Annotated in this window: 23 protein-coding genes; 5 read left to right on the top strand and 18 right to left on the bottom strand. The window is 63.6% G+C overall.

All coding sequences use genetic code 11. The annotated features are described in order from the left end of the window. Position 1 precedes the first annotated feature (1 nt). The 17 genes from F1640_RS02225 to F1640_RS02145 form a co-directional block, all read right to left on the bottom strand. A complete protein-coding gene (locus tag F1640_RS02225) occupies positions 2-847 on the bottom strand; it encodes a conjugal transfer protein TraF (RefSeq protein WP_194917525.1) in 846 nt (281 codons plus the stop codon). Further along, positions 828-2,555, bottom strand: a complete 1,728-nt coding sequence (locus F1640_RS02220) for a conjugal transfer protein TraN (RefSeq protein ID WP_194917522.1) — start codon at positions 2,553-2,555, stop codon at positions 828-830. The genes F1640_RS02225 and F1640_RS02220 overlap by 20 nt, the downstream gene beginning before the upstream one ends. Then, entirely contained in the window at positions 2,552-3,367 is an 816-nt protein-coding gene (gene trbC, locus F1640_RS02215) for a type-F conjugative transfer system pilin assembly protein TrbC (protein ID WP_309229176.1), read from the bottom strand. Before trbC ends, F1640_RS02220 begins: the two co-directional genes overlap by 4 nt. Next, the gene (gene ltrA / locus F1640_RS02210) at positions 3,313-4,935 is read right to left on the bottom strand and encodes a group II intron reverse transcriptase/maturase (RefSeq protein ID WP_103095352.1); all 1,623 of its coding nucleotides are present in this window, start codon (positions 4,933-4,935) and stop codon (positions 3,313-3,315) included. The genes trbC and ltrA overlap by 55 nt, the downstream gene beginning before the upstream one ends. 594 nt (positions 4,936-5,529) lie before the next feature. After that, a complete protein-coding gene (gene traU, locus F1640_RS02205) occupies positions 5,530-6,564 on the bottom strand; it encodes a conjugal transfer pilus assembly protein TraU (RefSeq protein ID WP_194917520.1) in 1,035 nt (344 codons plus the stop codon). Beyond that, a complete protein-coding gene (traW, locus tag F1640_RS02200) occupies positions 6,561-7,208 on the bottom strand; it encodes a type-F conjugative transfer system protein TraW (RefSeq protein ID WP_375336173.1) in 648 nt (215 codons plus the stop codon). The genes traU and traW overlap by 4 nt, the downstream gene beginning before the upstream one ends. Beyond that, positions 7,205-7,729, bottom strand: coding sequence for a S26 family signal peptidase (locus F1640_RS02195; RefSeq protein WP_194917518.1), 525 nt, complete (start codon positions 7,727-7,729; stop codon positions 7,205-7,207). Before F1640_RS02195 ends, traW begins: the two co-directional genes overlap by 4 nt. After that, entirely contained in the window at positions 7,716-8,123 is a 408-nt protein-coding gene (locus tag F1640_RS02190; protein WP_194917517.1) for a type-F conjugative transfer system protein TrbI, read from the bottom strand. The genes F1640_RS02195 and F1640_RS02190 overlap by 14 nt, the downstream gene beginning before the upstream one ends. Further along, positions 8,120-8,512 carry a hypothetical protein gene (locus F1640_RS02185; protein ID WP_194917515.1) on the bottom strand — a complete coding sequence of 131 codons (393 nt, stop codon included), beginning with the start codon at positions 8,510-8,512 and terminating at the stop codon, positions 8,120-8,122. The genes F1640_RS02190 and F1640_RS02185 overlap by 4 nt, the downstream gene beginning before the upstream one ends. Before the next feature lie 29 nt (positions 8,513-8,541). Then, entirely contained in the window at positions 8,542-11,085 is a 2,544-nt protein-coding gene (traC, locus tag F1640_RS02180) for a type IV secretion system protein TraC (protein ID WP_194917513.1), read from the bottom strand. Further along, positions 11,085-11,897 carry a TraV family lipoprotein gene (locus tag F1640_RS02175; RefSeq protein ID WP_194917511.1) on the bottom strand — a complete coding sequence of 271 codons (813 nt, stop codon included), beginning with the start codon at positions 11,895-11,897 and terminating at the stop codon, positions 11,085-11,087. Before F1640_RS02175 ends, traC begins: the two co-directional genes overlap by 1 nt. 4 nt (positions 11,898-11,901) lie before the next feature. Next, on the bottom strand, positions 11,902-12,804 hold the full coding sequence (locus tag F1640_RS02170; RefSeq protein ID WP_194917509.1) for a DsbC family protein: 903 nt from the start codon (positions 12,802-12,804) through the stop codon (positions 11,902-11,904). After that, positions 12,801-14,141 (bottom strand): TraB/VirB10 family protein, encoded by a 1,341-nt coding sequence (locus F1640_RS02165; protein ID WP_054725547.1) that lies wholly within the window; start codon positions 14,139-14,141, stop codon positions 12,801-12,803. The genes F1640_RS02170 and F1640_RS02165 overlap by 4 nt, the downstream gene beginning before the upstream one ends. Next, positions 14,134-14,892: a type-F conjugative transfer system secretin TraK gene (locus F1640_RS02160; protein WP_194917507.1), complete on the bottom strand. Its 759-nt coding sequence runs from the start codon at positions 14,890-14,892 to the stop codon at positions 14,134-14,136. The genes F1640_RS02165 and F1640_RS02160 overlap by 8 nt, the downstream gene beginning before the upstream one ends. Next, positions 14,892-15,464: a type IV conjugative transfer system protein TraE gene (locus tag F1640_RS02155; protein ID WP_194917505.1), complete on the bottom strand. Its 573-nt coding sequence runs from the start codon at positions 15,462-15,464 to the stop codon at positions 14,892-14,894. Before F1640_RS02155 ends, F1640_RS02160 begins: the two co-directional genes overlap by 1 nt. Before the next feature lie 12 nt (positions 15,465-15,476). Then, positions 15,477-15,764 carry a type IV conjugative transfer system protein TraL gene (traL, locus tag F1640_RS02150; protein ID WP_036527642.1) on the bottom strand — a complete coding sequence of 96 codons (288 nt, stop codon included), beginning with the start codon at positions 15,762-15,764 and terminating at the stop codon, positions 15,477-15,479. Positions 15,765-15,791: 27 nt separating this feature from the next. Continuing rightward, the gene (locus F1640_RS02145) at positions 15,792-16,121 is read right to left on the bottom strand and encodes a hypothetical protein (RefSeq protein ID WP_054725555.1); all 330 of its coding nucleotides are present in this window, start codon (positions 16,119-16,121) and stop codon (positions 15,792-15,794) included. A gap of 350 nt (positions 16,122-16,471) precedes the next feature. Here F1640_RS02145 and F1640_RS02140 point away from each other — a divergent pair, with 350 nt between their 5' ends. Together F1640_RS02140 and F1640_RS02135 are read left to right on the top strand one after the other, a co-directional pair. Continuing rightward, positions 16,472-16,933 (top strand): hypothetical protein, encoded by a 462-nt coding sequence (locus F1640_RS02140; RefSeq protein WP_054725559.1) that lies wholly within the window; start codon positions 16,472-16,474, stop codon positions 16,931-16,933. A 45-nt stretch (positions 16,934-16,978) separates the two neighbouring features. Beyond that, a complete protein-coding gene (locus tag F1640_RS02135) occupies positions 16,979-17,212 on the top strand; it encodes an AlpA family phage regulatory protein (RefSeq protein ID WP_082395431.1) in 234 nt (77 codons plus the stop codon). 169 nt (positions 17,213-17,381) lie between these two features. Here F1640_RS02135 and F1640_RS02130 read toward each other — a convergent pair whose 3' ends face one another. Next, positions 17,382-18,293: a LysR family transcriptional regulator gene (locus F1640_RS02130; protein ID WP_194917504.1), complete on the bottom strand. Its 912-nt coding sequence runs from the start codon at positions 18,291-18,293 to the stop codon at positions 17,382-17,384. Positions 18,294-18,450: 157 nt separating this feature from the next. Here F1640_RS02130 and F1640_RS02125 point away from each other — a divergent pair, with 157 nt between their 5' ends. From F1640_RS02125 to F1640_RS02115, 3 genes are read left to right on the top strand one after another with little or no spacing between them, the layout of a single operon-like run. After that, positions 18,451-19,680 (top strand): TonB-dependent receptor, encoded by a 1,230-nt coding sequence (locus F1640_RS02125; protein ID WP_194917502.1) that lies wholly within the window; start codon positions 18,451-18,453, stop codon positions 19,678-19,680. Next, on the top strand, positions 19,644-20,777 hold the full coding sequence (locus F1640_RS02120) for a TonB-dependent receptor domain-containing protein (protein ID WP_309229310.1): 1,134 nt from the start codon (positions 19,644-19,646) through the stop codon (positions 20,775-20,777). The genes F1640_RS02125 and F1640_RS02120 overlap by 37 nt, the downstream gene beginning before the upstream one ends. Next, a complete protein-coding gene (locus tag F1640_RS02115; RefSeq protein ID WP_194917498.1) occupies positions 20,767-22,143 on the top strand; it encodes a nucleobase:cation symporter-2 family protein in 1,377 nt (458 codons plus the stop codon). Before F1640_RS02120 ends, F1640_RS02115 begins: the two co-directional genes overlap by 11 nt. Position 22,144 lies beyond the last annotated feature (1 nt).

Genomic DNA, 22,144 nt, shown 5'->3' with positions numbered 1-22,144 from the left:
CCTAGTAGTCACGTCCAGCTTCCTTCGATGTGAGGAGGTAAATCCGGTCCTGAAGCTCGTCGGCGCTCATCACGCCGTAGCCTATCGGGATGGGGCGGCCGGTCTGCGCGTCCCAGAGCACGACCGCAGGCGTAATCTTGGGCTCCAGGCCCATGCGGGTGCGCTGGTTGGTCTCGACCGTGTAATTCGGGAAATGGCGCGATGGGCCGCCATCGGTCGAAATTGCGCGCACCGCGATGTGCCAGGTCGAAGCAACGCTCTGCACGATCGGCGACATGACCTCGCAGGCACCGCAGCTCTGGGCGAAGAAGTAGAAGAGACCGTAGCGCTCGGAGAGCTGGGCCATTGCCGCGTTCCGCTCCGCGCTGCGCGAATCCTGCCACTGGCGCTTGCCGAGCGTCGAGACCGGGCGCTGCAGCGTGTAGTCGAGTTCGGGATCCTGCCAGATCGCCCGTTGCCAGACGTCGCTGAAGAGCGAAGCCCGGTCGAGCTGGGCGCGCTGAAACCGGATGTAGGCCGTCACATTGGCAGGCGTGGGCTCGAGGATCGCCTTGGCCTTGAGCTCCCGCAAGGTCGCCGTGATTGCGTCAAGCTGGCTCGTGGCGCTCGCCGCCGGCGCAGGTGCCTTCTGTTCCGGCGGTTTGGGCCGATTGCAGTAGAACCAGTACCCAAGCCTGCGCTCCGCGCAGTAGAAGCTGTCCTGCCGCTCATCCGTCTCGGCGCGTGGCAGCGCATCGGTCTGGGTGGTTGTCATCTGCGCGTTTGCGGGCGGAAGGCCGCAAGCGGCATTGGCAATCGCGCAGGCGGCAAGCAGCCGCCACGCGGCCTTATTGGCGTGCGCGGGCATAATAGTCCTCGATCTTCTGTTGGATTTCCTGGGTGGCCTGCAGTTCGTCAGGCAAGCGGGCGGCGTCGGTGAACTCGGCATAGACTTCGCTGAAGTCCATCCGACTGAGGTCGAGCCGGGCGAACTCGTCGATGGTGAACCCAGAGCATTGCTCAGTCTTCGGCTTGCCCCAGGGCTTGTTCAGCTGCTGGCGGCCTTGCTCTTGCAGGATCCGTGAGAGCTTGGATTCGAAGCAGCAGTAGACCTTCCGCTTGGTCAGGCACACGCCAAGGAAGGAGGACGAGCAATAGGTGCCGACGTAGGCGCACAGACCTTGCGCGTCCTTCTGATGCAGCAGCATCTCCTCGCGGCTGCAGCCCAGCGCCACGAGCAGCTGGATGCCCGGAATCAGCGGGAAGCCTTTGCCCTTGCAGCAGTTGAGAATGCCGAAAACCTTCGACGAGCAGCTTTCGCGGGCCCCCTTGAACAGGGTTAGATTGTCAGGATCGAACTCGCGGCGGGCCTGATTCATCGCGTTCAACGCGACAACCGCGTCCTTGAACTCGTCATTGGCTTCGCGCTGGATGGTCTCGCACGAGCCATCGATGCAGTAGACATCGCCATCGCAAATGAACTGATTGCTGTTCGCGGGCTGGTCCGGAACCGGGCAATCATAGACCCGCTCCCAGGTGCGGCAGGGCTCGCCAGCGAGACAGTCTTCGCGCACAAGCTTGCAGCCCGGGGTGTCTTCAAGTGTCTGGCAGTCCTGAGCCTCGGTAAACTGCGCGCAGCTGTAACTACGGCTCCATGCCCAGCAAGGCTGCGTCACGGCGATGCCATCGACAATGCGGGTTACCGGATCGCTGTCGGTGCACGTCTCGGTGTCTTGCTGGCACGAGCTGTCGGCCGCGAGGCCGGCGCATTGGCTCTCATCGCGCGTGGTGGTTACGACGTTCTCGCCCGTCACCGTATAGGGTGTGGCGCCATCAACCGGCGCGGTACAACTGACGAGGTCAACCCTGAGGTCGCCAGAGTTGCAGCCCCAGTAGATCCCGAAGTAGGGATCGCACAGGTTGATCGGATAGGACTGCGTGACCGTGCATTGCGGCGCGGGGTAGCGGTTGCAGTTGTAGACCGAAGTCGGGTCGACCCCGCTGCCGCCCACGCAGTAGTAGCCGTAGACTTGGCGTTGCTCGACCCGTGCGGTCAATGTCACGGGGCAGGTCCGGGTTTCTTGGCTGGCGGTGTAGCCGACGTTGCAGGTCGCCATGTAGCGTGCTGCGGTTCCGCTGGCCGGCGGCAAGAGCACGCAGCGTCCCTGCGAGCCGCCAATCGCCATCCCGCTCGTATAGGCGAGGGGATCTTCGCTGATCACATTGCTGCGCGCGATCGTCGCATCGAGATCCTGCGGCGCAAACCGGGCCCGCCGGTCCATGGAGTCCCGCATGGCCCTGTAACCGGTATTGGTCGTGGCCTGGCTCGCCGCTTCGCGGCTCATCCGGTCGGGATCGTCGAAATAGCCCGACTGACTTGGTGTGCCGCCGAAATTGGGGATGCGACTGGCATCCGGGTTTGTGGTTGCCGCACTTTGCGCGGATGCCGCCTTGTCTCGCCCGAATGCCTTGCCGTCCGCCTTGGCAGCATCGGTTGTTGTCTGGGCGTGAAGCGGTCCGGCGAGGGTGAGCAGGAGCGCAAACACGCCTGCGCGACAGAGGATTGGTCGTTTCATGGATCCTGCCTTTCAAGACGGGCGAGGTGCTGGGCCGCGAGCAAAGCGCCGGGGCCGCCGCCGTGCGCGAAGGTCTCAAGGGCGTAGGCTGCGCTGACATTGCCGCTCATCCGGTCGTGGGGCGGGACCTGCGTCCGACAATCGAACCCGTCGCACAGATCGAAGTCGCTGCTGGTGACGACATAGGTGGGCACGGTCTCGATCCCGAAAGCACGGAAAAGCCGCGGGTCGATACCGACGCCGTCCAGCTGCTCGCCGGGCTTTGCGACTTTTGCCAATGCGTCCGTGAGAGCCTTGGCGCTGTTGCCAGGCAGACCGCGCAGGGCGACGATGCCGCCGGCCTTGGCCACGTCGTCGATCATTGCCCGTAACGCCGCCGGCGGCATCGAGAGCGAAGCAAAGGCTATAAACCTTGGCGCATCGCCCATGCCTTCGCTGGTCATGGTGCCGGCATCGGCCACCATCCGGTCAAAGTCGAAGGTGCTGGCCGGATCGTGCTTAGCACTTGCGGCGGCCTCACGGGTGAAGCGGCGAGCGTGCGCCTCGGCCTCGCTGGTGCTTGTCATGGCATCCCGCGCCAGCGCCTCGGCCCTTGCGCGAGCATTGGCAGAGAGCGCGTCGGCATCACTGGCGCCAGCGCTGGCGCGTGCCCGGATGGCCGCCACATCAAGGTCCGGTTCGGCCGTCTGCGCCGACGCGCCAGCGAAAGCGGCAAGGCTCGAAAGCGAGGCGATCACAATGAGATGAGGAATGGTTTTCATAGTAGAGTCAGACGTGGGCGCGGTGCGGTGTCTCCACCGCCCGTCTCCCACGCCTGCTCTCCGAACCGGACTTGCACCTTTCGTTGTGCATCCGGCTCTCCAAAAGTCTTGGCGAACTCGGGTTTTCTCATCCATTTGAGATCGAACCGGTGGACCGGCACGTAGCTCATCAAGAACTGTTCTGTGCCGCCTTCAGCCCAGACCTTGGCACCGGAGTGCGCGGTACTGGGTCGGCGCCACGATGCGATCTTCCTCCCGGGGACACCTGCGTGCTTGGCCCGCAGCCACAGCCAGAGACGTTGACGCACATGCCAGTCGAGACTGGCGAAGATGCGTTTGGACCCCAAACAGTAGCGATAATAGGCGGACCACCCCCGAAGGTATGGATTGAGTTCCTGAAGCATGGCCGTGAGCGAACGCCGAAGCGTCTGGCGACGAGCCAGTTGATTTACCCGAATGCGGAAGCCGTTGATCGGCTCGCGGGGGATTTCGATGCGGGCATGCAGCCCGAACCGCCTGTCCCACTTGAGCCTTACACGGCATCCCAAGAACCGACAGCCCTTGGTCAGCGCGGTGATGCGCGTCTTCTCAGGCGAGAGCGTCAGACCCATCGTTTCGTACAGGTAGGAGGCCAGCGCCTGCTTTTCGGCAAGAGCATCAGCTTCCGTCCCTGACACGAAAATCAGGAAGTCATCGGCATAGCGGACAGGGTAGAAGACCGTTCGACCGGCCCTCCGGTCCTTGTCGCGCTTGATGGCCGCCAGCCTGATCCCATCGGATTTCAGCCGGGGGTCTTCGGGGCGGCGGACCCATTGTCGATACCGTTCCTCGATCACGCCAAGCGCGATGTTGGCCAGCAACGGCGAAAGTACGCCACCTTGCGGTGTGCCGGTGTCTGTTGGACTGTACGAGACATCCTCCAGTACTCCGGCTTTGAGAAACTGCACGATCAGCCGGTTCACCTTGCGGTCCGCGACGCCGTGGCGCACGCGTTCCATCAGAGGGTGATGGCCGATGTTGTCGAAACAGGCCTCAATGTCACCTTCGATGACCCATTGATACGGCGCATCATGTCGGTAGCCATCGGCAGCAGGTTTGCCCCGCGACTGGATGGTCACACGGATATGTTCGAGGCAGGCCTGACTACCTCGTCCGGGCCGAAACCCGTATGAGACAGGCCAGAACCGGGCCTCGAAGATCGGCTCCAGTACTTGTTTGACCGCGCACTGCACCACGCGATCCTTGACCGTAGGGATACCGAGGGGTCGGAACTTCCCCGGTTTGCCGGGCTTGGGGATCCACTTCCTTCGTGCAGGAGACGGACGATAATCGCCCGACCGGAGCTCTTCTCGGAGCTCATGAAGGAAAAGGCCGACCCCTTTGCCGGTAGCAATTTTCTCTACGGTCGCCCCGTCGACTCCCGGCGTCTGTTTGCCGCGATTACCGGCAATCGTCTTCCAGGCCATGTACAGATTGCGGGGATCGGTTACCCAATTCCACAGATCACGATATGGTGTCTCGAGGTTTTCCCGACTCCACTGGTATAGCTTGCGCTGAACGCTGAGGAGCCAAGCCTGAGAGGCTTGATTATCAGAGTCCACTGATAGTTCCTCCGTCATGAAAGCACACCGACTTCCTGCCCGCCTTCGCCATGTGGACGGCTTTCCCGCCCTCGGACTACTACGCAGGCTCCGCCCCGCCAGCGCCCATCCCCGGTCTCCGCGGATAGCCTGCTCCGAAGCAGGCGGACGATGATGGTTCCCGTGTTCCGACGATCAACCTTGGACCCGTAGGTGCGACGCTTAACCCCTTGCGGTTCAGGCATGCGGACAAGAAAGGACGATCCGCACACGAATACTCTGCGAGAATTCACCAGAAGGCAGCATGCCAAACCAACCGGTTCGCACCGCGATCTCCCCACCCCGTCAGGTGATCGGGAGTTCAACTGTAAATAAAGAGGCTTCAGACACGTCATTCGCTTTTATCTCACCATAGGACCTGTGGTAGCCCGACCTGCGGCTGACGGGCCGCATCCGGTGCAGTTAAGGTCTCCTGCTTTGAGGCCGTCCGCCGGAACGTGGAAAACCTTGGAGACCCCCTTCCGACCCGGCTCCTTCCGCCGAGTGGGGTGGCATCGCAGCCACCGGTCAATCGTCAGCAAGACGATCGAAAGGATATGATGTTGTTTACATACATATTTCCTTTCTGCGCCGTCACGGCGCTCGTGCGCAGCAGTTCCGCTTGCGCCAGACCAGATAGCCCATGTCCTCGCCAATGGCGGGATAGACCTGGCCTGCCGACATGAAGGTGGTGGAGGCACCAATGGGCGCGCAGGCGTAGCGGCCCTTGGTCTGCGGATTGGGATTGGTGGCCTGGAAGCGGTATTGCTGCTTGCGCATCACCGGCATCAGGTACTTGCCGCAAAGCCCCTTGCTCCCCATCGTCCCCCAGGCGACGAGCTCGCGGTGGAGCTTGTAGGAGAAGCGGGCGAGCGCGAGCCGCGAGGCTTGGACATGGCCAATGGTCGCCGAGACATTGCCGTTAAGCGGATACATCGTGCCCTGACAGCCCGCGCACCAGAACAGTTCATCGGTCGGCAGCTTGGCCGTTGCCGCCACGCAGTCGGCCGCGCAGGCCGCAAGCGCCAGCGGATTGGCGAACAGGACCGCCTCGGGGTTGATGATCGCGGTGAGTTCGCTGTCCTGCCAGAGCGGATCGATCTCGGTGATGTAGAGAATGTCGATCGAGCCGGATTCGAGGCACAGGAAATCGGCAACGATCTCCATCCAGTAGATCAGCGGATAGGCATACCAGTGGACATGCCACTGTGAGTTGTACTGGGTGTTGCCGCCAACTGCCGATGGCCCGGCCATCGACTTGAAGCCGATGTCGAAGCCCGGATCGAGCTTCATTCCGCCCAGATTGACGAAGCACCACGGCTTCATGCTGACATCGGCAAGCCGGACCGGCTCCCAGAACCCCATGGCAATCCCGGGCCGCAGCCCGCACAGGCACACCGGCAGATCGGGATTGTTGGTGTCCGGTCGGCTGGACGGCCAGATCTTCAAGCCCCCGATCGAGATCGGAAACAGGCAAGACCAGCAGATGTCCGTGATCGGATTGACGAACTTGCCCGTGCAGCGGCCCGGACCGGCCGCAGCCTGGGCCGGAGCGCTGGAGATGGTGCTCAGGCTGGTGAGCAGAAGTGCTCCGCAAAGCCATGACAAGAGGCGATGTTTCCTGCTCATGATGGCGCACGCTCCTTAGGGATGACCGGCTGCTCGGTGATGAGGAGCGCGCGGCCCTGCTGCTCGACGGTTGCCGGCACCGCGCGAATGCCGAAGCGCTTCACCAGCGTGCCGCCCTGGTCGAAGTAGAACCGCCGCTGGCGGGCTTTCATGAGTTCGAGCGGCGCGCCCCGCACGAGGATGAGCTTGGCCTTTGTACTGGCATAGCGACGGGTGGCCCAGGCGAGCTGGGCCGGGTCGTCGCCATCGAGGAAGACAAGCGGAGCCCGCAGCGGCACGGTATCGAGCGGATTGACCCGCGTGCCTGCGGCAATGATGACCCGGCCCTTGTCGTCGGCAATGTCGCGCTCGACGGTGATTGTCGGATCGAAACGCCAGCTGCGTATCGCCGAGGCGAGGGATACACCCGCGACAGGCTCAGGCCGGTTGACCCGGGCGATCGTGCGCCGCTTCAGCTCCTCATTGAGGCGAGCGGTCTCGCCGGTCTTCTCGAGCTGCGTAAGCCTGGCATGGATCTGCTGAAGCAGATCCGGTTCGATGACTGGCCAGACCGTGCCGTGCTGACCGTAATCGCGAGCCGATGCTTGGGATACAATGGCGAGGCCAAGCGCAGTGGCGCATATGGGAAAGGTGAGCAGCCTCACAGGATCGGCCTCCCGACCCCGAGAATGCGTGGCCCACAAATCCAACCGATTGCGGCGTAGCGGCTGTCGAAACCGTCCTTGTGTTCGCTGGTGACGAAATAGCAGCCTTGCGGAACGCGGCCCGTCGGGCCGAGTGCGAGGGGTTCGCCAAGGCGGCTTGTAAGCTTGGCCTTGGCGACAGCCTGCCCGTTGACGAAGTAGGTGCGGTTTTGCTCGGTGACGATGTCGCCCGGCACACCGCTCACCCGCTTGCCGAACGGCTTCGGCTCCGCTCCGAAATGCTTCACCAGCAACGATGAGGCGGGCGGATCAAACAAGATGATATCCCCGCGGTGCACGGCCGCCCCGCGCGTCACCCAGAGGGCCCAGTAGGGCAGGCTGGGGCTCACGTTGATCATCAGTGCATGGCCCTGCGCGAAGGCGGCAAGCGAGGAGAGCGCCAGCGCCCCGGCGCCAAGCCCGCCCCAGAGCGCGAGCCGGCGTGCGGACGCAGAGCGGATCAGGCGATCAGCGGGCTGCATCGGGAATGGCTCCCATCCGGCGTACAACATCGGAGCGCACAGATGGCGTCAGGTCCGGTGTGCTCCCGGCGACCACCGCTTCGGCAACGAGGACCGTCCGGCCTTCGCGTCCGAGCTTCTGTACAGAGGCTTCCACGGCCTTGAGGTAGGCCTGCACGCGCAGCCTGGTCTCTTCGGGCGGCCGGCCGGCGCGCGCTTCGGCTTCGATGAAGTCGCCCATGATCCGGCTTAGCTGGACCGTGACGACTTCGCGCTTCTCAAGCGTGAGCAGCTTGTCGGTCGCCCAGACGCCCCACAGGACCTGGCCGATCATGCCGACGCCCACCACAACTGCGGTGAGATTGATCGACGCAAGCCGCACGCGCAGGTTCGATGTTGCCAAAATGTTCTTCACAGCTTTTCTCCCGAGAGTTCGCGGTCGAGATCACGGATGAAGCGCGGCATGCGTGCCATCACGATCAGCGTTGCGAGAGCGACAGCAACGAACTTGAATTCGCCGAGGAACGTCACGCGCCGCTCGAGATCGGCTCCCAGGAAGCGGTCTGCGAGATTGGCGACATGGGCGAAGAAGGAATCGGGATTGCCGCCCGACAGGGCGAGAAAGAAGAGCAGCGGCAGGCCCAGCGCCATCAGATAGGACGAGCCCAGAAACAGGCTGCCGCGCAGAACGATGTAGCAGCCATCGGCCATGCGCGAGCGCCAGGTGGGCACTCGATGGCTGGCGGGCTGCTCGACTTCGGACGGGGCGGTCCGGTCGAAAGGGGTGACAAGATGGAGAGGCATGAGAATACGGATCCTTTGATCAGGGGATGTCAGCGATTGGCGAAGGCGATGCGCTCGATGGCATCGGCGAGCTGGTGGCCGCGGGCGATCTCGGCATCGATCGCGGCGAAAGTCTGGGGGGAGCTCGAGAACAGCGTTGCCGAGTAGTCGTCGAGCACGAGCCGTCCGATCGCCTCGGTCTCCGGCCCCTTGATGAACACCTCGGAATAGTCGCTCCCGGAGCGCTTGAGGCTGCGGATCAGCGTCTCGGTGCGATCGTTCATATCGAGGCGCTTGCTCGCCTTGAAATCCGCGATCGTCTCGGGCTTCTGCTGCAGGATCAGCATCCAGTCGCTGTTCTCCAGCGCCGCCGTTGCCCCGTCGGACTTGTAGTAGTCATTGAGCGACTGGGTGGCGGTCGCAAGCGCGCCGCCATATTTCCGGCAGGTGCGGGCATAGGTTTCGACGAATTCACCCATCGATCCGCCCTTCAGCATCGACCAGGCTTCATCGATCAGCAGGAGCTTGCGCAGGGACCGCGGGCTGCGCGTCATCGCCTGGCTGGTCATGAACATGATCGCGGAGAGAACCACGCTGCGCAGGTCTTCCCGGCTCGCGAGGTCGGACATCTCGAAGACGGTGAAGTCTGCATCGAGGTCGAGACTGGCCTGGCCTTCGAAGAAGGCGCCGTAGGTTCCGCCAGCCATGTAGGGGGCCAGCGCAGTCGCAATGTCTGCGGCCGTGTCATGGCCGAGACTCGCCAGCATCTCGCCGACGGTGGTGACCGTGGCCGCCGCGCCATGTTCCGTCCAGACGAGGTTGACCGCCCGGTCGATCAATCCGCGCTCGGTATCGGTCAGCTTCGCGCTGTGGCGGGCCATTTGCCCGACGATCGCCTTGATCATCCCGAAGCAGTCGAGGCGATAATCCTCGTCCTCGGCGGCGCGGGCTGCGTCGATCATCGAGAAGGGGTTGAGGCAGAAGCCCGCTTTCATCGTGAACTCGACAAAGCGGCCGCCCTGCAGCTTGACCGAGTGCTCGAAGCTGCGGCCATCGTCGATCACGACCACCTGCGCGCCGGCGCCGCGCAGCGCGGCGCACATCTCCTGTAGCAGGACCGACTTGCCCGATCCCGACTTGCCGCAGATCGCGACGTTGTGATTGCCCGCTTCGTTCTCGAACGGCGACCAGAAGAAGGGCTGGCCGCGCCGACCGACGAACAGCAGGTGAGGGTGGGCGCTTCCGAGATACTCGCCCTGCATGGGTGCGATATTGGCTGCCGTGGTCGACAGGACGGTCTTGAACCGCTTCAGCCGCTCCATGTCGGCACCGAGCCCGTCGGCTAGCGTCAGCGGCATCGCCGCGAGCAGCCCCTGGATCTGCAGATAGCGCTCGTCGGTGAGGTCCCAGCCTGCCGCCTTGTAGATCGACTTGATCGCGCGCTCGTGGCGGTCGCCGGACCCAAGCGGCGAATAGGTCGTCACGCCGTAGAACACGCGTACCAGACGGCGGCCTTCCTGCAGCTCTGCCTGAACATGTTGCCACTCGGCGGCCTGTTCCCCGATCCGCGGCAGGAACCTGGCACTGCGGGTGCCGGCGAGGCTGGTTGTCCGCATGAACTTGAAGCCGGCCTTCGCCGATGCCGCCTCCTGGTCCGGATAGACGAGACACAGCATGGTCGCGGCCGGGCAGGGGAAGCGCAGCTTGTCGGTGAACAGGTCGCCGATCAGCCGCGCGCATTCCCACGGGGCCCAGCGCGACGGCATGTTGCGAACTGCAAAGTGCCGCACATCGAATGCGTCGGGGTAGACGGTACCGATCTCAGGCACCCCGTCATTGACCTTGCCGGTGGGACGGAACCGCTCGGTCACCAGGCGCATGCGGTCTTCTGCCACGACCAGTTCGATGTCGTGACGGATCGCCTGTGAGGCGATCGGATCGTTGGGGTTATAGGGCACCGCATCATCCTGCGGCGCAGTGGTGGGCGAGGTCAGATCGTCGATGACGGCGATCAGCGCTTCGGGACCGACTTCGACCACGCCGAGGTTCAGCGACTTGAGCATCGCCATCAGCCCGTCGCGGGTCTGCTTGAGATCCTCATTGCTGACCGACTTGGACGTCGGCACGCCGACCGAGACGATGACCTGGTGATGCCGCGCATGAAAGGGTGCGTCCGCAGAGCCGGACTCCCAGACGAGCGAATAGAGCCGCCGCGCACGGTGCCGGGCAATCGCCTCGTACACGCCGCCCTGCATGTACCGTGGCGCAAACCACGGGGCGATGATTCTGCTGATGCGCGGGCTTGCAAGGTGGAGCACCTGAAGGCACGCGCCGGCTGGCAAGCCTTCCGAAAAGAATTGCCCGAGGATTTCCCCGGTGCGCTCGTCCGCGCCGATCAGCGGCGTGACCGAGAGGACAAAGCCCTTCGAGCGTGCATTGAAGTACAGCCGGGTCGCCGGGTCATAGACACGGTAGGGCAGCCAGTCTGAGAGCATGTCGACCATGAGCTGGGGACGGGCCTTTTCGGCGTGCTCGGCATCCCCCAGCAATCCGCTGAGCAACCGATCAACGACGGACTTGAGTTGCTCGGCCATCACTTGGGTTCCTTCGACTGCGAGGTGGTGTCTGTCGGCTGAGCGCCGGTCCGGATTGCCGGGCGGATTGCAGCTTTCGCGGCGTCAATCGCCGCCGCGCTCGGGAACACCGGGGCGCTGTGCTCCGCCTCAGGCCGAGGGGCTCGATCACGCGGGGGAGGCGACGTGTCGAACCCCTCGACCGCCGGTGCCTTGGCACCGGCAACGGCCTCGCGCGCCGTGGAGGGGAGGACCAGCGGCGAGGCATCCGAAGTTTCATCGAGCGAATTGCGGGCTTCTGCGGCCAAGGGTTGGACGGCCCTGGTTTCGGCAGTGCCGGCAGACGAGAAGGGCGACGCAAGATCGACGGTAGCATCCGAGTGTCCGTCGGCGGCTTCGTGTGCCGACTCAGCTTGAGAAGCCTTCAGCTGCCGGCGGACCTGGCGCATTACGGACCCGCTCTTGTCCTCGCCCGCCTTGCGGCGCAGCTCGGTTGCCCAGCGCGGGTTATCGACGACCGTCCAGGCGACCGCTTCATCATGGAGCGTTCCGGCCTCATCGACATGCGCCGGGAAGACGACCCGCAGGGTCCGCTCCGCCGTACGGGTGGTGTCCGCATCCACGACGCCCGACCGGGGGCGTGTCTCGGCATGAGGCGCCGTGCCCGACGACAGATTGTTCGTCGCCTTGGCATCGATGACGTGGGACGGTGCGCAGTCGCCCTTGGGCGCCCGGCAGGTGAAATCGCCTTCGACATTGGTGCCGAACGTGGCGCAGCCACTGGCGAAGCCGGCCAGACAGGCGCAGGCGAGGAGACGTGTCGGAAACCGCATGGGTTTATCCTTTCGGAGCTGGGGTGGGGGCAGCGCGCAGGAATTCCCGGAGCACTGCGGCAGGGCGGTAGCCTTCGAGAACGGCGCCATCGGCGGGGCGCACGATCACGGGTGTGCCGCCGAAGCCGTGAGCCCGCGCGAACTCCTCATTGGCATCGAGGCCGCTCGTGTCGCAGGGTTTGGGATTGGCGAGCGCGAGGCCCGAATAGGCCATGTGGAGGGCGACTTCGGGTCGCGGCGAGCACAGCACCCGTTCCGCATCGCGGCGGCTTTCGGCCCCGAAAATCGAGATCGGCCGTTCTTCGACCCGCGCGCCGATCGCCTTCAGTTCGGTTTCAAGTTTCTTGCAGTAGCCGCAGTGGAAGTCCGAAAAGACGACGACGCGTGGACCATTGGCAGGCCCCCAGGTGATCGCGCCGTTCGGAGGAAGTTTACCGAGCGGAACATGGCGCGGTGCCGCGTTCCGGGCTGATGCCCCGGATGGGCTTGGGCCGCCTTCTGCTTGCGCTTCGGGATTGCTGCGCCGCGCAGCGCCTGCCGCCAGCAGATCCGGATTGAGGGCGAGCAGCCGCGCAGCCGTCAGATCCTGACGGGCTTCCATGTCGTAGACCCGGCCGATCACCAGATACTTCGCAGCCCGGTCGACATAGAAGAGCGTCGATTTGGATGCGACTTCGCACAAGCCCCCAAGGCCCTTGCAGTTGATCGCGTCGATCGGCGTCTTGGGCAGGCGCAGCTTGAGTGCCTCACGCACCTTCGCCGTGTCCGGAGCAGCGGCAGGGGCTGCAAGGCTTGCCACACCCCATCCGGTCGCGGCCGACAAGGCAATGATTGCTGCCACCCCGGCGGCGGGACGCAACCAGAGCCGCCGACGGTTATCCTGCTCGAGGAGATTGTTTTCGATCATTGGGAGTTCCTCACGTAGACGCCGTCGAGGAACACGATCTCAACATCGATGCCGGTCGGCATCTCGACGACGGGTTGGTACTGTTCGGCGCGCTCGATCAGGTATTTGCTGACCGTGTCGGCGGCATCGGCGGCGCCCTGGCCAAGCCCGCCACCGAGGATGTCGCCGGCGGACAGCTTTGAGCGGCTGCCATCGGGGTTGGTCGTGACACCGGAGAACACGCTGTTGGCGTTGGCGGAGAAGCCACGCCCGAACCCACCGACGATCCCGGCGAGCAATGCCTGGCTGACGAGGCTGCCTTCGCGGCTCACAACGCGACCGCGCACCCCGGACTTGCCTGCAAAGCTGATGAAGCCCTTGACGTCGCTCACCGCGACCCGGCCACCGGGCTGATCGCAGGTCATGCGAGCGAGCTTCACATAGACCTTCTCGCTGCTGAGGTCGCCGCGCGCCGCGCCGTTCACAACGCAGCCCTGGATCCGGGTGGTCAGAACCTTCCCGTTCTGCATCACGGATCTGGCAGGCCCTGTGATCCTCAGCACCACGGGCAGCGGATCGGTCTGGCTGGCGACACCCGCCGAGGCATCGACGCCGACGATCACCCGGGCCGGCGCGTAGGAATTGGGTGGCAGGTAATCAGGCGAGTCCTCGACAACGACCGGGGGCGCGTCGGGGCGGCCCACCCTGAGACCGCTGCTTGCCGCCTTGTCGGAGCTGAAGCTCATAAGCTTCACTTCGCCAGGCGAAGGGATCATGCCGCCCTGCGGATCGCCGCTTGCGGAAACAGCACTGGGCTGAGGCGAACGTCCCCGCGCGTCATAACCGCCTGCCTGCGGCCCATAGGCCGGTGGCGGTACAGCGGGTGCCGTCGTCGCTGGCTGAGCGGCAAGCCGCGTCTTCAGCTCAGCATTCTCAGCAGAGATCGCATCGATCGCAGCCTGCCCATCGACACGCATGGCCTGGTTTTCGGCCTTGAGAGCGGCAAGCTGTGCCTCAATTTCCGTCCGCGGGATGCTCCCATCCTTCAGCGCCTTTTGTTCGCGCGTGACCGCATCGAGCCGGTTGCCATAGGTCGCGACGAATTCACGTTGGGACAGATCGCGGTTGACCAGACCTGCCGTGTCGATCGTCTGCGCCGCATTGGGATCGTCGGTCTTGGCCTTGTCGTCACCGCCAAGGATGAACCAGCTTCCGCCGAGCAGCGCGAGCGCTCCCAGCGAGCCCAAAAGCAGCTTCTGACGGCGCGCAGTGCGGGCGTTGAGCCCGGAAAGTTCGGATGGCGCCGCGCTCTCGGCCTGGAGAGGGCCCGTGCCGTTCGCATTGACTGCATCAGTCATGGCCGGTCTCCGCGTTTGCGCCGACAACAAAGGCGGTTGTGCTGGCCCCGGGTTCGAGCTTTGGCTCGGCAATCGAGACGGCGAGGGTGTCGCGGGGCGCGAGATCGCGCTCGGCAAGCGTCACGGGCTTCGATCCGCGATTATGGATGCGAACAACTTTCCCGGTGAGGCTGGCGCCGCGATAATCAGCGATGAGCTGAACCTCGAGATCGCCGACCCTTGCGGGCATGGCGGTCGACTGGCGGACCTCGTAGCCAGCGACAGTGCGGTCGTTGGCCATGGCCTGGATGAGCCTTACGGCGCTTGTCTCGATCGGGGTCTGGCTCTCCCAGTCCGCCGCTTGGGTTTTCGCGATGGCGGGGTTGGTGATGAAGACCTGGGTCGCCGAAATTTGCTCAACCCGGCACGCGACCTTGTAGACGAAGCCCTTCTTCGTGGTGGCGAAGAAGCTGATTGCCCGGGCGGCGTAGGTTTCCGGCACCGACACGTAAATATCGCCGCGCACCGGCTCGTTGGTGACCGCAAAGTCGTTGTAGGGCGTGCCGGTCGAGATCTTCGAGACGCTGGCGAACTGATCGTCGATCAGCGCAAAGCGGGTCAATTCCCGCGCCGAGACGCTGCACTCAATTCCGGCGCCGTCGGCCGCTTGCTTGAACTGGTCGGCGGCATGAGCGGGGGACGTTGCTGCTATGAGCAGAGCGGCCGCGCTCAGAAGTAGACCCCGTGTATGGGCCCCTTTTAGGTAAGCCATCACTGGGCCTCCTTCGATTTGTCCTGTGGGGGTAGCTGGGCGAACCCTGCCAGCGCCAGGCGCAGGCCGCGGTAAGTCCAGCTGAAGCGGAAGCGGCGCTCGTCACTCGCAATCACCTGCGCGCCGACGAAGGTCTTGAGGGTTCCGGTCACATCCGAGGTCCGCCCCTTCGGATCGACAGTCATCGACCGGATCACGAAAGCCTGGGTGACGTCTGAGCCCCGCTGCTCCTCGACAATCCGCACGAGCTCAGCTTTCAGCCGCCCATAGCTTGGGGGATCCGCCAGCTTCAGGATCTCGTTCATCCAGTAATCGAGGCCCTCCGGGCTGCGATTGAGGAGAACAAGGGCGGCATCGCGAGTGACAAGCTCGAGATAGTCGGCCTCGACCCCGGCGCTGCTCACCGTGAGTTGCTTGGGAACAGTTGGCACCAGCACGACCTCGCGGTCGCGGGTGGCGGCAAGGCTCCCTGCCACGACCAGTGCGAGGCCGAGACCGGCGCTGGTGAGCGCGAACAGGTTCCGCTGGCGCAGCAGCGATTGCTGACGTTCGTGGGATATGTCGGAAAACATGAGTTTCTCCCCTCAACCGGCAAGCAGTCGGCAGTGGGAAGGCGGCGTTGCCTTGAGACCCAAAAATCCTGCAGGCAGATACCAATATGCGGCATGGGCTACCCAGGAGCTGGCGCGTCCTGCTTTTGCCTTTCGCAGTGCGAACCAGGCGCCGAAGGCGACGATGATGCCGATGAAGATATGCTGAGTGAGGATCCCCCAGGTGAAGGGGGCAAGCATTCCCGCGAACTCGTCGATGGTCCAGAAGCCGATCAGCTCCGGGTCATCGAGGCGCCGGGGAATGATGAAAGGGTCTGCCATGGCGCCGCCGCCTTCCCGTCCGACCGCTCAGATAACCGCGGTCACGACCGAGGTGACGATCGGAACACCCGTGCCGACGCCGATGCCGACGCCCACCGGAACGGCGACCTGGCCGAGCGAAAAGCGTCCGGATGCCAGACCGATCAGGCCACCGGCGAGGCTGAGGACCGTGATGATCTTGCCGCCCGAGCCTTCCAGAAAATCCGTGAATTTGGTGAGGGCAGGGGTGAAGGTCGTATCCGCGCCAGCGTAGGCGGCGCTCGCCGCAAGCGCCGCGACTGCGACCGGGATGGCAATGTTGAGGGTCTTGCCGAGACCCTTGACGCTGGCGCGCCGGGGGAGGGTGAGAGACTGCATGTGAAGCTCCGGTTGGAGGGGTGGTCACAGCGTTCTTGCGTTCGCTGTGTGTTCCACATGCATCTAGGAAATGATCGTAGGAAAGGGTTGGCATCCGATCCGCTTTGGCGACGGATGGATGCGGACACAGTCTTCAGTGCTCGTCGGTCTTCAACAGCGATGATGGCGATAATATGGGGTTTTTATGTCGAAGATCGCCGCCGCATGCGCCGTGATCCGCCGACGACTCGGGCAGAGGAACTGATTCGCCTTTAAACGAGATGTTCCATCTCTGTTCTTTTTATTTTCCTACATGGGATGTTTCGCGTTATGCCTGCGAGTCGCACCAGTGCAGAAGCTAGGAGACAACCATGTACCATCCAACTGCCGCCGCCAGACCGGCCAATGAAAGCCTGGCTCGGGTGCTCGCCCATGCGATCGATGCAGCAGGCAAGCCCCGCCACAGGATCGCCAATGAATGTGGGATGCATCGCGAGACCCTGCTTCGCGTTGCGCGTGGTGAGCGGCCCATCGGGCTCGACGAAGCAGCGCGTGTGCTTGCCGCCTGTGGAGCTCACCCGCGAGCCAGCATGATCCTCGCTCTCGCCGGTCAGGAAGATCTCGCTTGCGAGTGGATGCATGGCGAGATGGGCGAGTTTCTCGAAGAATTCTTCACCAGCCTGCCCGTCCATCTTCAGCGGACCCTTGGCCGCCGGATCGAGGATCTGAGGCCCCGCTGGGCGGGCGGCACGGCCCAGCTCGTGGCGCGAATGCTTGCCAAGCACATCGATGATTTCGCCAATCGGGACATCACGATGTCTATGCCCCGGTAAGCCTGAAAGTTCGGAGGGGACCGAACTTTACGAATGAGACCCGCAATGCCGAATTCAATACAAGATGAAACGCACGTCCCTCAACTGGCCGAAGCACTTCCGCCGGCCCGGCTTCTTAGACTGCCGGAAGTGATGGCCCGTGTCGGGCTACGTCGTTCAGCCATCTATCAGCGGATGAGCGAAGGGCGATTCCCGAGGTCGCGATCGCTGGGGCCCAAATGTGCAGTTTGGGTCGAGGCGGAAATCGAGGAGTGGATTCGTGCGGTATCGCGAGTTTAGAACTCATGACGCTGTGATCTATTCGGCTAGGATTCCTCGCGCTAAGCTGTGTCAATGGTTTACTGTTCGCCGTCGCAATGGTTGGGACGTGAACAGACAACTCGCTTTACGGCAGACGGCCACTCGTAGACCCTGAATTCCCGTTTCGATCTGCTAATAGAAGCGAATATCAAATAACGGGCACCCCATGCTCATCCATCGTCTGCGATAAGTGTTGGATTAACAATGACGCCGGTACCGATAGCGTCCGCCCGGCAGCGCTGACGATGGACAGCGTCGACAGGTCGACGCGTTCGTCGGAGAGCGGCAGGAACACCAGCGCCCCCGCTTCAATTTCGCTGATGGCGTCGAAGGCAGTCAGCCAGCCGACCCCCACGCCGCGGATGGTAAGCGATTTGATCAGGCCGATGCTGTTGGCTTCCACGATCGCTCGCGGAGAGCCGCCGACATGCCGTCCCCACGCCGTGTCCAGGACACGGCGAAGCGAAAGATTATCGCTGGGAATGATCAGCGGATAGCTCGCACATTCGCTAAGGGAGATTTCCTGTCGACCTGCCAGCTCGTGTGCGGGCGGGACGATGACCCCCAGTCGATAGATCATCGTGCGATCGAGCCGGATGGTGGGGTTGTCGGGCGGGTTGAAGGTAATGCCGACATCAATGTCGCCTGACAGTACATTATCGATCACGCCTTGCGCTCCGAACACCTCCATGCGGAACTGGATGGCGGGATAGCGCCGTTGAAACATCGCGATGGCCAGGGCGGTGAATTCGGTCGCGCCCTCGACCAAGCCCATGGCCACGCTGCCGCGGCGCAGCCCGACCAGATTGTCAATCTCCGAGCGGATCCGCTGCAGGTCACGGCGCCAGCGCCTGACCCCGTCGATCAGCAGTTCGCCCGCCGCCGTCATCTTCATGCCGGTGGGGGTCCGCTCGAACAGCTGGGTGCCCAGCTCTTCCTCGAGTTGGATGATCTGTCGGTCCACCGCCGATGGTGCGATGTGGAGTACGTCGGCCGCCCGCCGTAGGGCACCTCGCCGGGCGACTTCATCAAAATATAGGGCGGCTCGGCCAAGCAACATCGCAGATTCTCCAGGTGATCACATTTTGCGAACAGTGAGTGCTGTATTCTGATATGGATTAGGTCGCTGCGCAATGGCACACAGATTGGAGAGCAAAAAACGAGAGGAGAAAACAATTTGGGCGGTCAGGAGGCCGTCCTAGCACGGGGAAAGACACATGGTTTCGATGCGGCACAAAGCGCGGTTTCTGGCAGGGGCGATGATCCCGGCGTTCCTGGGGCTCAGCCAGACGGCGCATGCCGCGGAGGCGGCGGACAGTTTGGCCACCGCGGACGCAGCGACGGTCGATGTGGGGGCAGCCGAGGCCGATGCGGGCGAGGAAATCATCGTTACCGGTGAAAAGCAGGAAACCACTCTCCAGCGCGCTCCTCTCGCCATCACAGCGATTGGTGCGGACAGGCTGGCGCAATCAAACGTAACCCAACTCATCGACATGAACGGCTTCGTGCCCGGCCTTACGGTAGCGAACAGCGGCAGTTTCGTCCGTGTGGTTTCGATCCGCGGGGTGGGTTACGAGGCATCGGACAACCTCAGCGCCCAGCCTGGCACCTCGTTCCACATCGACGGAGTCTATGTGGTCAGCCCTTATGCGCTGCAGCAGGATTTCCTCGACCTCAAGCGCGTCGAAGTGCTGCGCGGGCCGCAGGGCACGGTCTTCGGGCAAAGCGCCACCGGCGGAATCATCAACGCCATTACCGAGAAGCCCGATATGGCGAAGTTTGGTGGATCGGTGCAGCTCGAACTGGGCAACTACGATCTCGTACGCGGCACCGCCACTCTGAACGTACCGCTGACCGATACCCTCGCGATCCGCGGCACGGTCCAACGCTACTATCACAAGGGCTTTGCGGTCCAGACGGGCTTGGCCCCCAGCTACGGCCGTTACGGCCTCGACGATGCCGATCGGCTCTCGACCAAGCTTTCGCTGCTGTGGGAGCCGAGCGACAGCTTCTCGGCCCAGCTTACTGCGCAGTACTTCACTGCAGACGAAAACGGCGCAGCACAGAAGCATGTGGCTGATCCCGATCCCGATCCGCGCCGGATCTCGCAGGACTATCCGAACAAGTACCAGCTCGACTTCTTCCTGGCCTATGCCGACCTGCGCTACGACTTGGGTTTCGGCACGCTGAAGTCGCTGACCTCGTACCAGAGGACCCGCAACCACAACCAGATAGACGTGGACCGGCTGAACTACGCCTCGCTCGGCGCCTATGACGTGCAGCCGTACTGGGACAACGGAGTCGATGCCTTCAGCCAGGAATTCAACCTGACGTCGAACGGAAACGGTCCGCTCAGCTACATCGTGGGCGGTTACTTCCTCTACCAGAACCTCAAGCAGGACATCCTGGAATACAAGGGCACCGATGCCACGCCACCTTCAACCTGACCCTGCCGCTGACCTTCGGCAACTATCCCTACAATCTCGATTATGCTCTCAATTCGCGGCAGAAGCGCTACAGCTACGCGGCCTTTGCGCAGGGGAAGTACCAGTTCGCCGATCGGCTCAGCGCGACGATCGGCCTGCGCTTCAATCACGACAAGTTCAAGAGCAGTAACAGCACGCTGTTCGACATCTTCGGGCCGACCGTGTTCTCCGAGACCAGCGAGAGCGCGCTGACCGGCAAGGCCGAACTTGACTTTGAGTTGAGCGACCGCAACATGGTCTACGTCAGCGTGTCGCGCGGCTACAAGCCAGGCGGGGTCAGCAACAACAGCACGCCGCTGCTGGTGCCGCTGACCTACAAGTCGGAACACGTCTGGTCCTACGAACTCGGCGCCAAGAACCGCTTCGCCGATGGGCGCGTCACGCTGAACGCGGCGGCCTTCTTCTACGACTACAAGAACCTCCAGTACCAGATGGAGGATCCGGTGCCCTACCAGGGCGGCGTCTCCAACGTGCCGAAGACCCGCATCTGGGGCGCCGAGGCCGAGGCGGTGGTCCAGGTCACCGACAACCTGAAGCTCGACGGCAACGTCACATACCTCGGCGGCAAGCTGGTTGGGGACTACATCACGCTTGACCCGTCGCGCGCCCATGCCGCCACCGTCGCGGCGGCGGCACTCGGTTACGGTCCGTTCGATGCCTATACGATCAACCTGCGCGCCCAGCAGACCCGCAACACCAACGGCAACCTGCCGCCCAAGTTGCCCAAATGGCAGGGTTCGATTGGGGCGACCCACACACTCGAACTCGGCTCGCTGGGAACGCTGCGCTCGCACGCCGAACTGATCTATCGTGGCAAGTTCCAGTACCGCATCTTCAACGACGGCGCGCGCGATGTGGTGCCGAGCTATACTCAGGTGAACGCCAATTTCACGCTGACCCCGCAGGACAGCAACCTGACCATCGGCCTGACCCTGACGAACCTGTTCGACAATGCCGGGGTGGCGTCGCGCTATTCCAATCCGTTCGGCAGCTTTACGACCAGCGACATGTACATTCCGCCCCGCCAGGTCATCGCTTCGGTGAAATATGACTTCTGAGACGGCCTACCCCCATCCGGTGGATGCCGTTCCACCGGCCGGGGCGCTGGGCGCGCTGGCTCTCCAGCACGTGCTGACTATGTATGCCGGGGCGATCACGGTTCCGCTGATCGTCGCCTCGGCGCTCAAGCTTTCGCCCGAGCACGCGGCCTATCTCGTCAGCGCCGATCTCTTCGCCTGCGGCCTGGTGACGCTGCTGCAGTGCCTGGGCGTCGGTCCTTTCGGGATCCGCCTGCCAATCATGATGGGCGTGACCTTCGTGGGCGTGATGCCTGCGATCGCGATCGCCGGCCAGCCCGGGCTGGGCCTGCAGGGCGTCTACGGTGCGGCGATCGCCGCCGGCCTGATCATTATTCCGCTGGTGCCGTTCGTCGGCCGGCTACGCTCGGTACTGACCCCGACAGTGACGGGCACGGCGATGCTGCTGATCGGACTCTCGTTGATGGGCGTGGCGATCGATTGGGCCGCCGGCGGGCAAGGAGCGGTGGACTACGGATCGCCGGCCAACCTGCTGCTCGCCGGCATCACCGTGGCGACGATCCTGCTAGTCACCCGGTTTGCCGCCAGCTTCCTGCAGAACTGCGCGATCCTGATCGGGATGGCCGTGGGCTATGCCCTGGCGATCACGCTTGGTATCGTCGATTTCGCCGCCGTGGGGACCGCGCCCGCGATGCAACTGGTCACGCCGTTCCACTTCGGCCTGCCGATTTTCGATCTCGCCGCGATAGCCTCGATGGTCATCGTCCTGCTGATCACGCTCGTCGAATCGAGCGGCATGCTGATGATGCTGGGCGATGTCGTCGGACGGCCGGTCTCGACCCGCGACCTTTCGCGCGGACTGAGGGCCGACGGCATGGGCGCGGTGATCGGCGGTCTGTTCAACAGCTTTCCCTATACCTCCTACGCCCAAAATATCGCGCTGGTGAGCATGACCGGGGTGCGCAGCCGCTTCGTCTGCGTCGGCGCCGCCGCGATCCTTCTGGGCCTCGCGCTGTTCCCCAAGCTCTCGGCGCTGGTCGCGGCCATGCCGCCAAGCGTCCTGGGTGGTGCAGCGCTGGTGCTGTTCGGCATGGTCGCCGTCTCGGGCATCCGCTCGCTGGCCACCACCGGGCTGGGCTCCTCGCGCGAGAACGTCCTGATCGTCGCGGTAAGCCTAGGGGTCGGCCTGATCCCAACCATGTCGGACAGGTTCTTCTCCGCGGCGCCAGTGGTGCTGGCCCCGTTCCTGCACAGCGGCGTGCTGCTGGGGATCGTGACCGCGATCGCGCTCAACCTGTTCCTGCGTCCCGGCAAGGCGGCGGCGCACGAACCATCCATCAACAACACCACACTTTCGACGGCGTCGCCCGTCCATACAGGAGGATAGC

It is taken from the genome of Novosphingobium sp. NBM11, from assembly GCF_015390225.1.
GTDB lineage: Bacteria > Pseudomonadota > Alphaproteobacteria > Sphingomonadales > Sphingomonadaceae > Novosphingobium.
The sequence above is the reverse complement of the archived record's forward strand: the minus strand, read 5'-3'. Positions and strand labels throughout refer to the sequence as shown.

What these genes read in the sequence shown, in the direction of transcription:
- F1640_RS02145 (WP_054725555.1), bottom strand. Translation starts at nt 16,121, where the DNA reads ATGCAGTCTCTCACCCTCCCCCGGCGCGCCAGCGTCAAGGGTCTCGGC.
- F1640_RS02140 (WP_054725559.1), top strand. Translation starts at nt 16,472, where the DNA reads ATGTACCATCCAACTGCCGCCGCCAGACCGGCCAATGAAAGCCTGGCT.
- F1640_RS02220 (WP_194917522.1), bottom strand. Translation starts at nt 2,555, where the DNA reads ATGAAACGACCAATCCTCTGTCGCGCAGGCGTGTTTGCGCTCCTGCTC.
- F1640_RS02130 (WP_194917504.1), bottom strand. Translation starts at nt 18,293, where the DNA reads ATGTTGCTTGGCCGAGCCGCCCTATATTTTGATGAAGTCGCCCGGCGA.
- F1640_RS02170 (WP_194917509.1), bottom strand. Translation starts at nt 12,804, where the DNA reads ATGATCGAAAACAATCTCCTCGAGCAGGATAACCGTCGGCGGCTCTGG.
- F1640_RS02225 (WP_194917525.1), bottom strand. Translation starts at nt 847, where the DNA reads ATGCCCGCGCACGCCAATAAGGCCGCGTGGCGGCTGCTTGCCGCCTGC.
- F1640_RS02185 (WP_194917515.1), bottom strand. Translation starts at nt 8,512, where the DNA reads ATGCCTCTCCATCTTGTCACCCCTTTCGACCGGACCGCCCCGTCCGAA.
- F1640_RS02155 (WP_194917505.1), bottom strand. Translation starts at nt 15,464, where the DNA reads ATGTTTTCCGACATATCCCACGAACGTCAGCAATCGCTGCTGCGCCAG.
- F1640_RS02165 (WP_054725547.1), bottom strand. Translation starts at nt 14,141, where the DNA reads ATGACTGATGCAGTCAATGCGAACGGCACGGGCCCTCTCCAGGCCGAG.
- traU (WP_194917520.1), bottom strand. Translation starts at nt 6,564, where the DNA reads ATGAGCAGGAAACATCGCCTCTTGTCATGGCTTTGCGGAGCACTTCTG.
- F1640_RS02195 (WP_194917518.1), bottom strand. Translation starts at nt 7,729, where the DNA reads ATGCAGCCCGCTGATCGCCTGATCCGCTCTGCGTCCGCACGCCGGCTC.
- F1640_RS02125 (WP_194917502.1), top strand. Translation starts at nt 18,451, where the DNA reads ATGGTTTCGATGCGGCACAAAGCGCGGTTTCTGGCAGGGGCGATGATC.
- ltrA (WP_103095352.1), bottom strand. Translation starts at nt 4,935, where the DNA reads ATGACGGAGGAACTATCAGTGGACTCTGATAATCAAGCCTCTCAGGCT.
- F1640_RS02160 (WP_194917507.1), bottom strand. Translation starts at nt 14,892, where the DNA reads ATGGCTTACCTAAAAGGGGCCCATACACGGGGTCTACTTCTGAGCGCG.
- F1640_RS02175 (WP_194917511.1), bottom strand. Translation starts at nt 11,897, where the DNA reads ATGCGGTTTCCGACACGTCTCCTCGCCTGCGCCTGTCTGGCCGGCTTC.
- traC (WP_194917513.1), bottom strand. Translation starts at nt 11,085, where the DNA reads ATGGCCGAGCAACTCAAGTCCGTCGTTGATCGGTTGCTCAGCGGATTG.
- F1640_RS02115 (WP_194917498.1), top strand. Translation starts at nt 20,767, where the DNA reads ATGACTTCTGAGACGGCCTACCCCCATCCGGTGGATGCCGTTCCACCG.
- F1640_RS02135 (WP_082395431.1), top strand. Translation starts at nt 16,979, where the DNA reads ATGCCGAATTCAATACAAGATGAAACGCACGTCCCTCAACTGGCCGAA.
- traL (WP_036527642.1), bottom strand. Translation starts at nt 15,764, where the DNA reads ATGGCAGACCCTTTCATCATTCCCCGGCGCCTCGATGACCCGGAGCTG.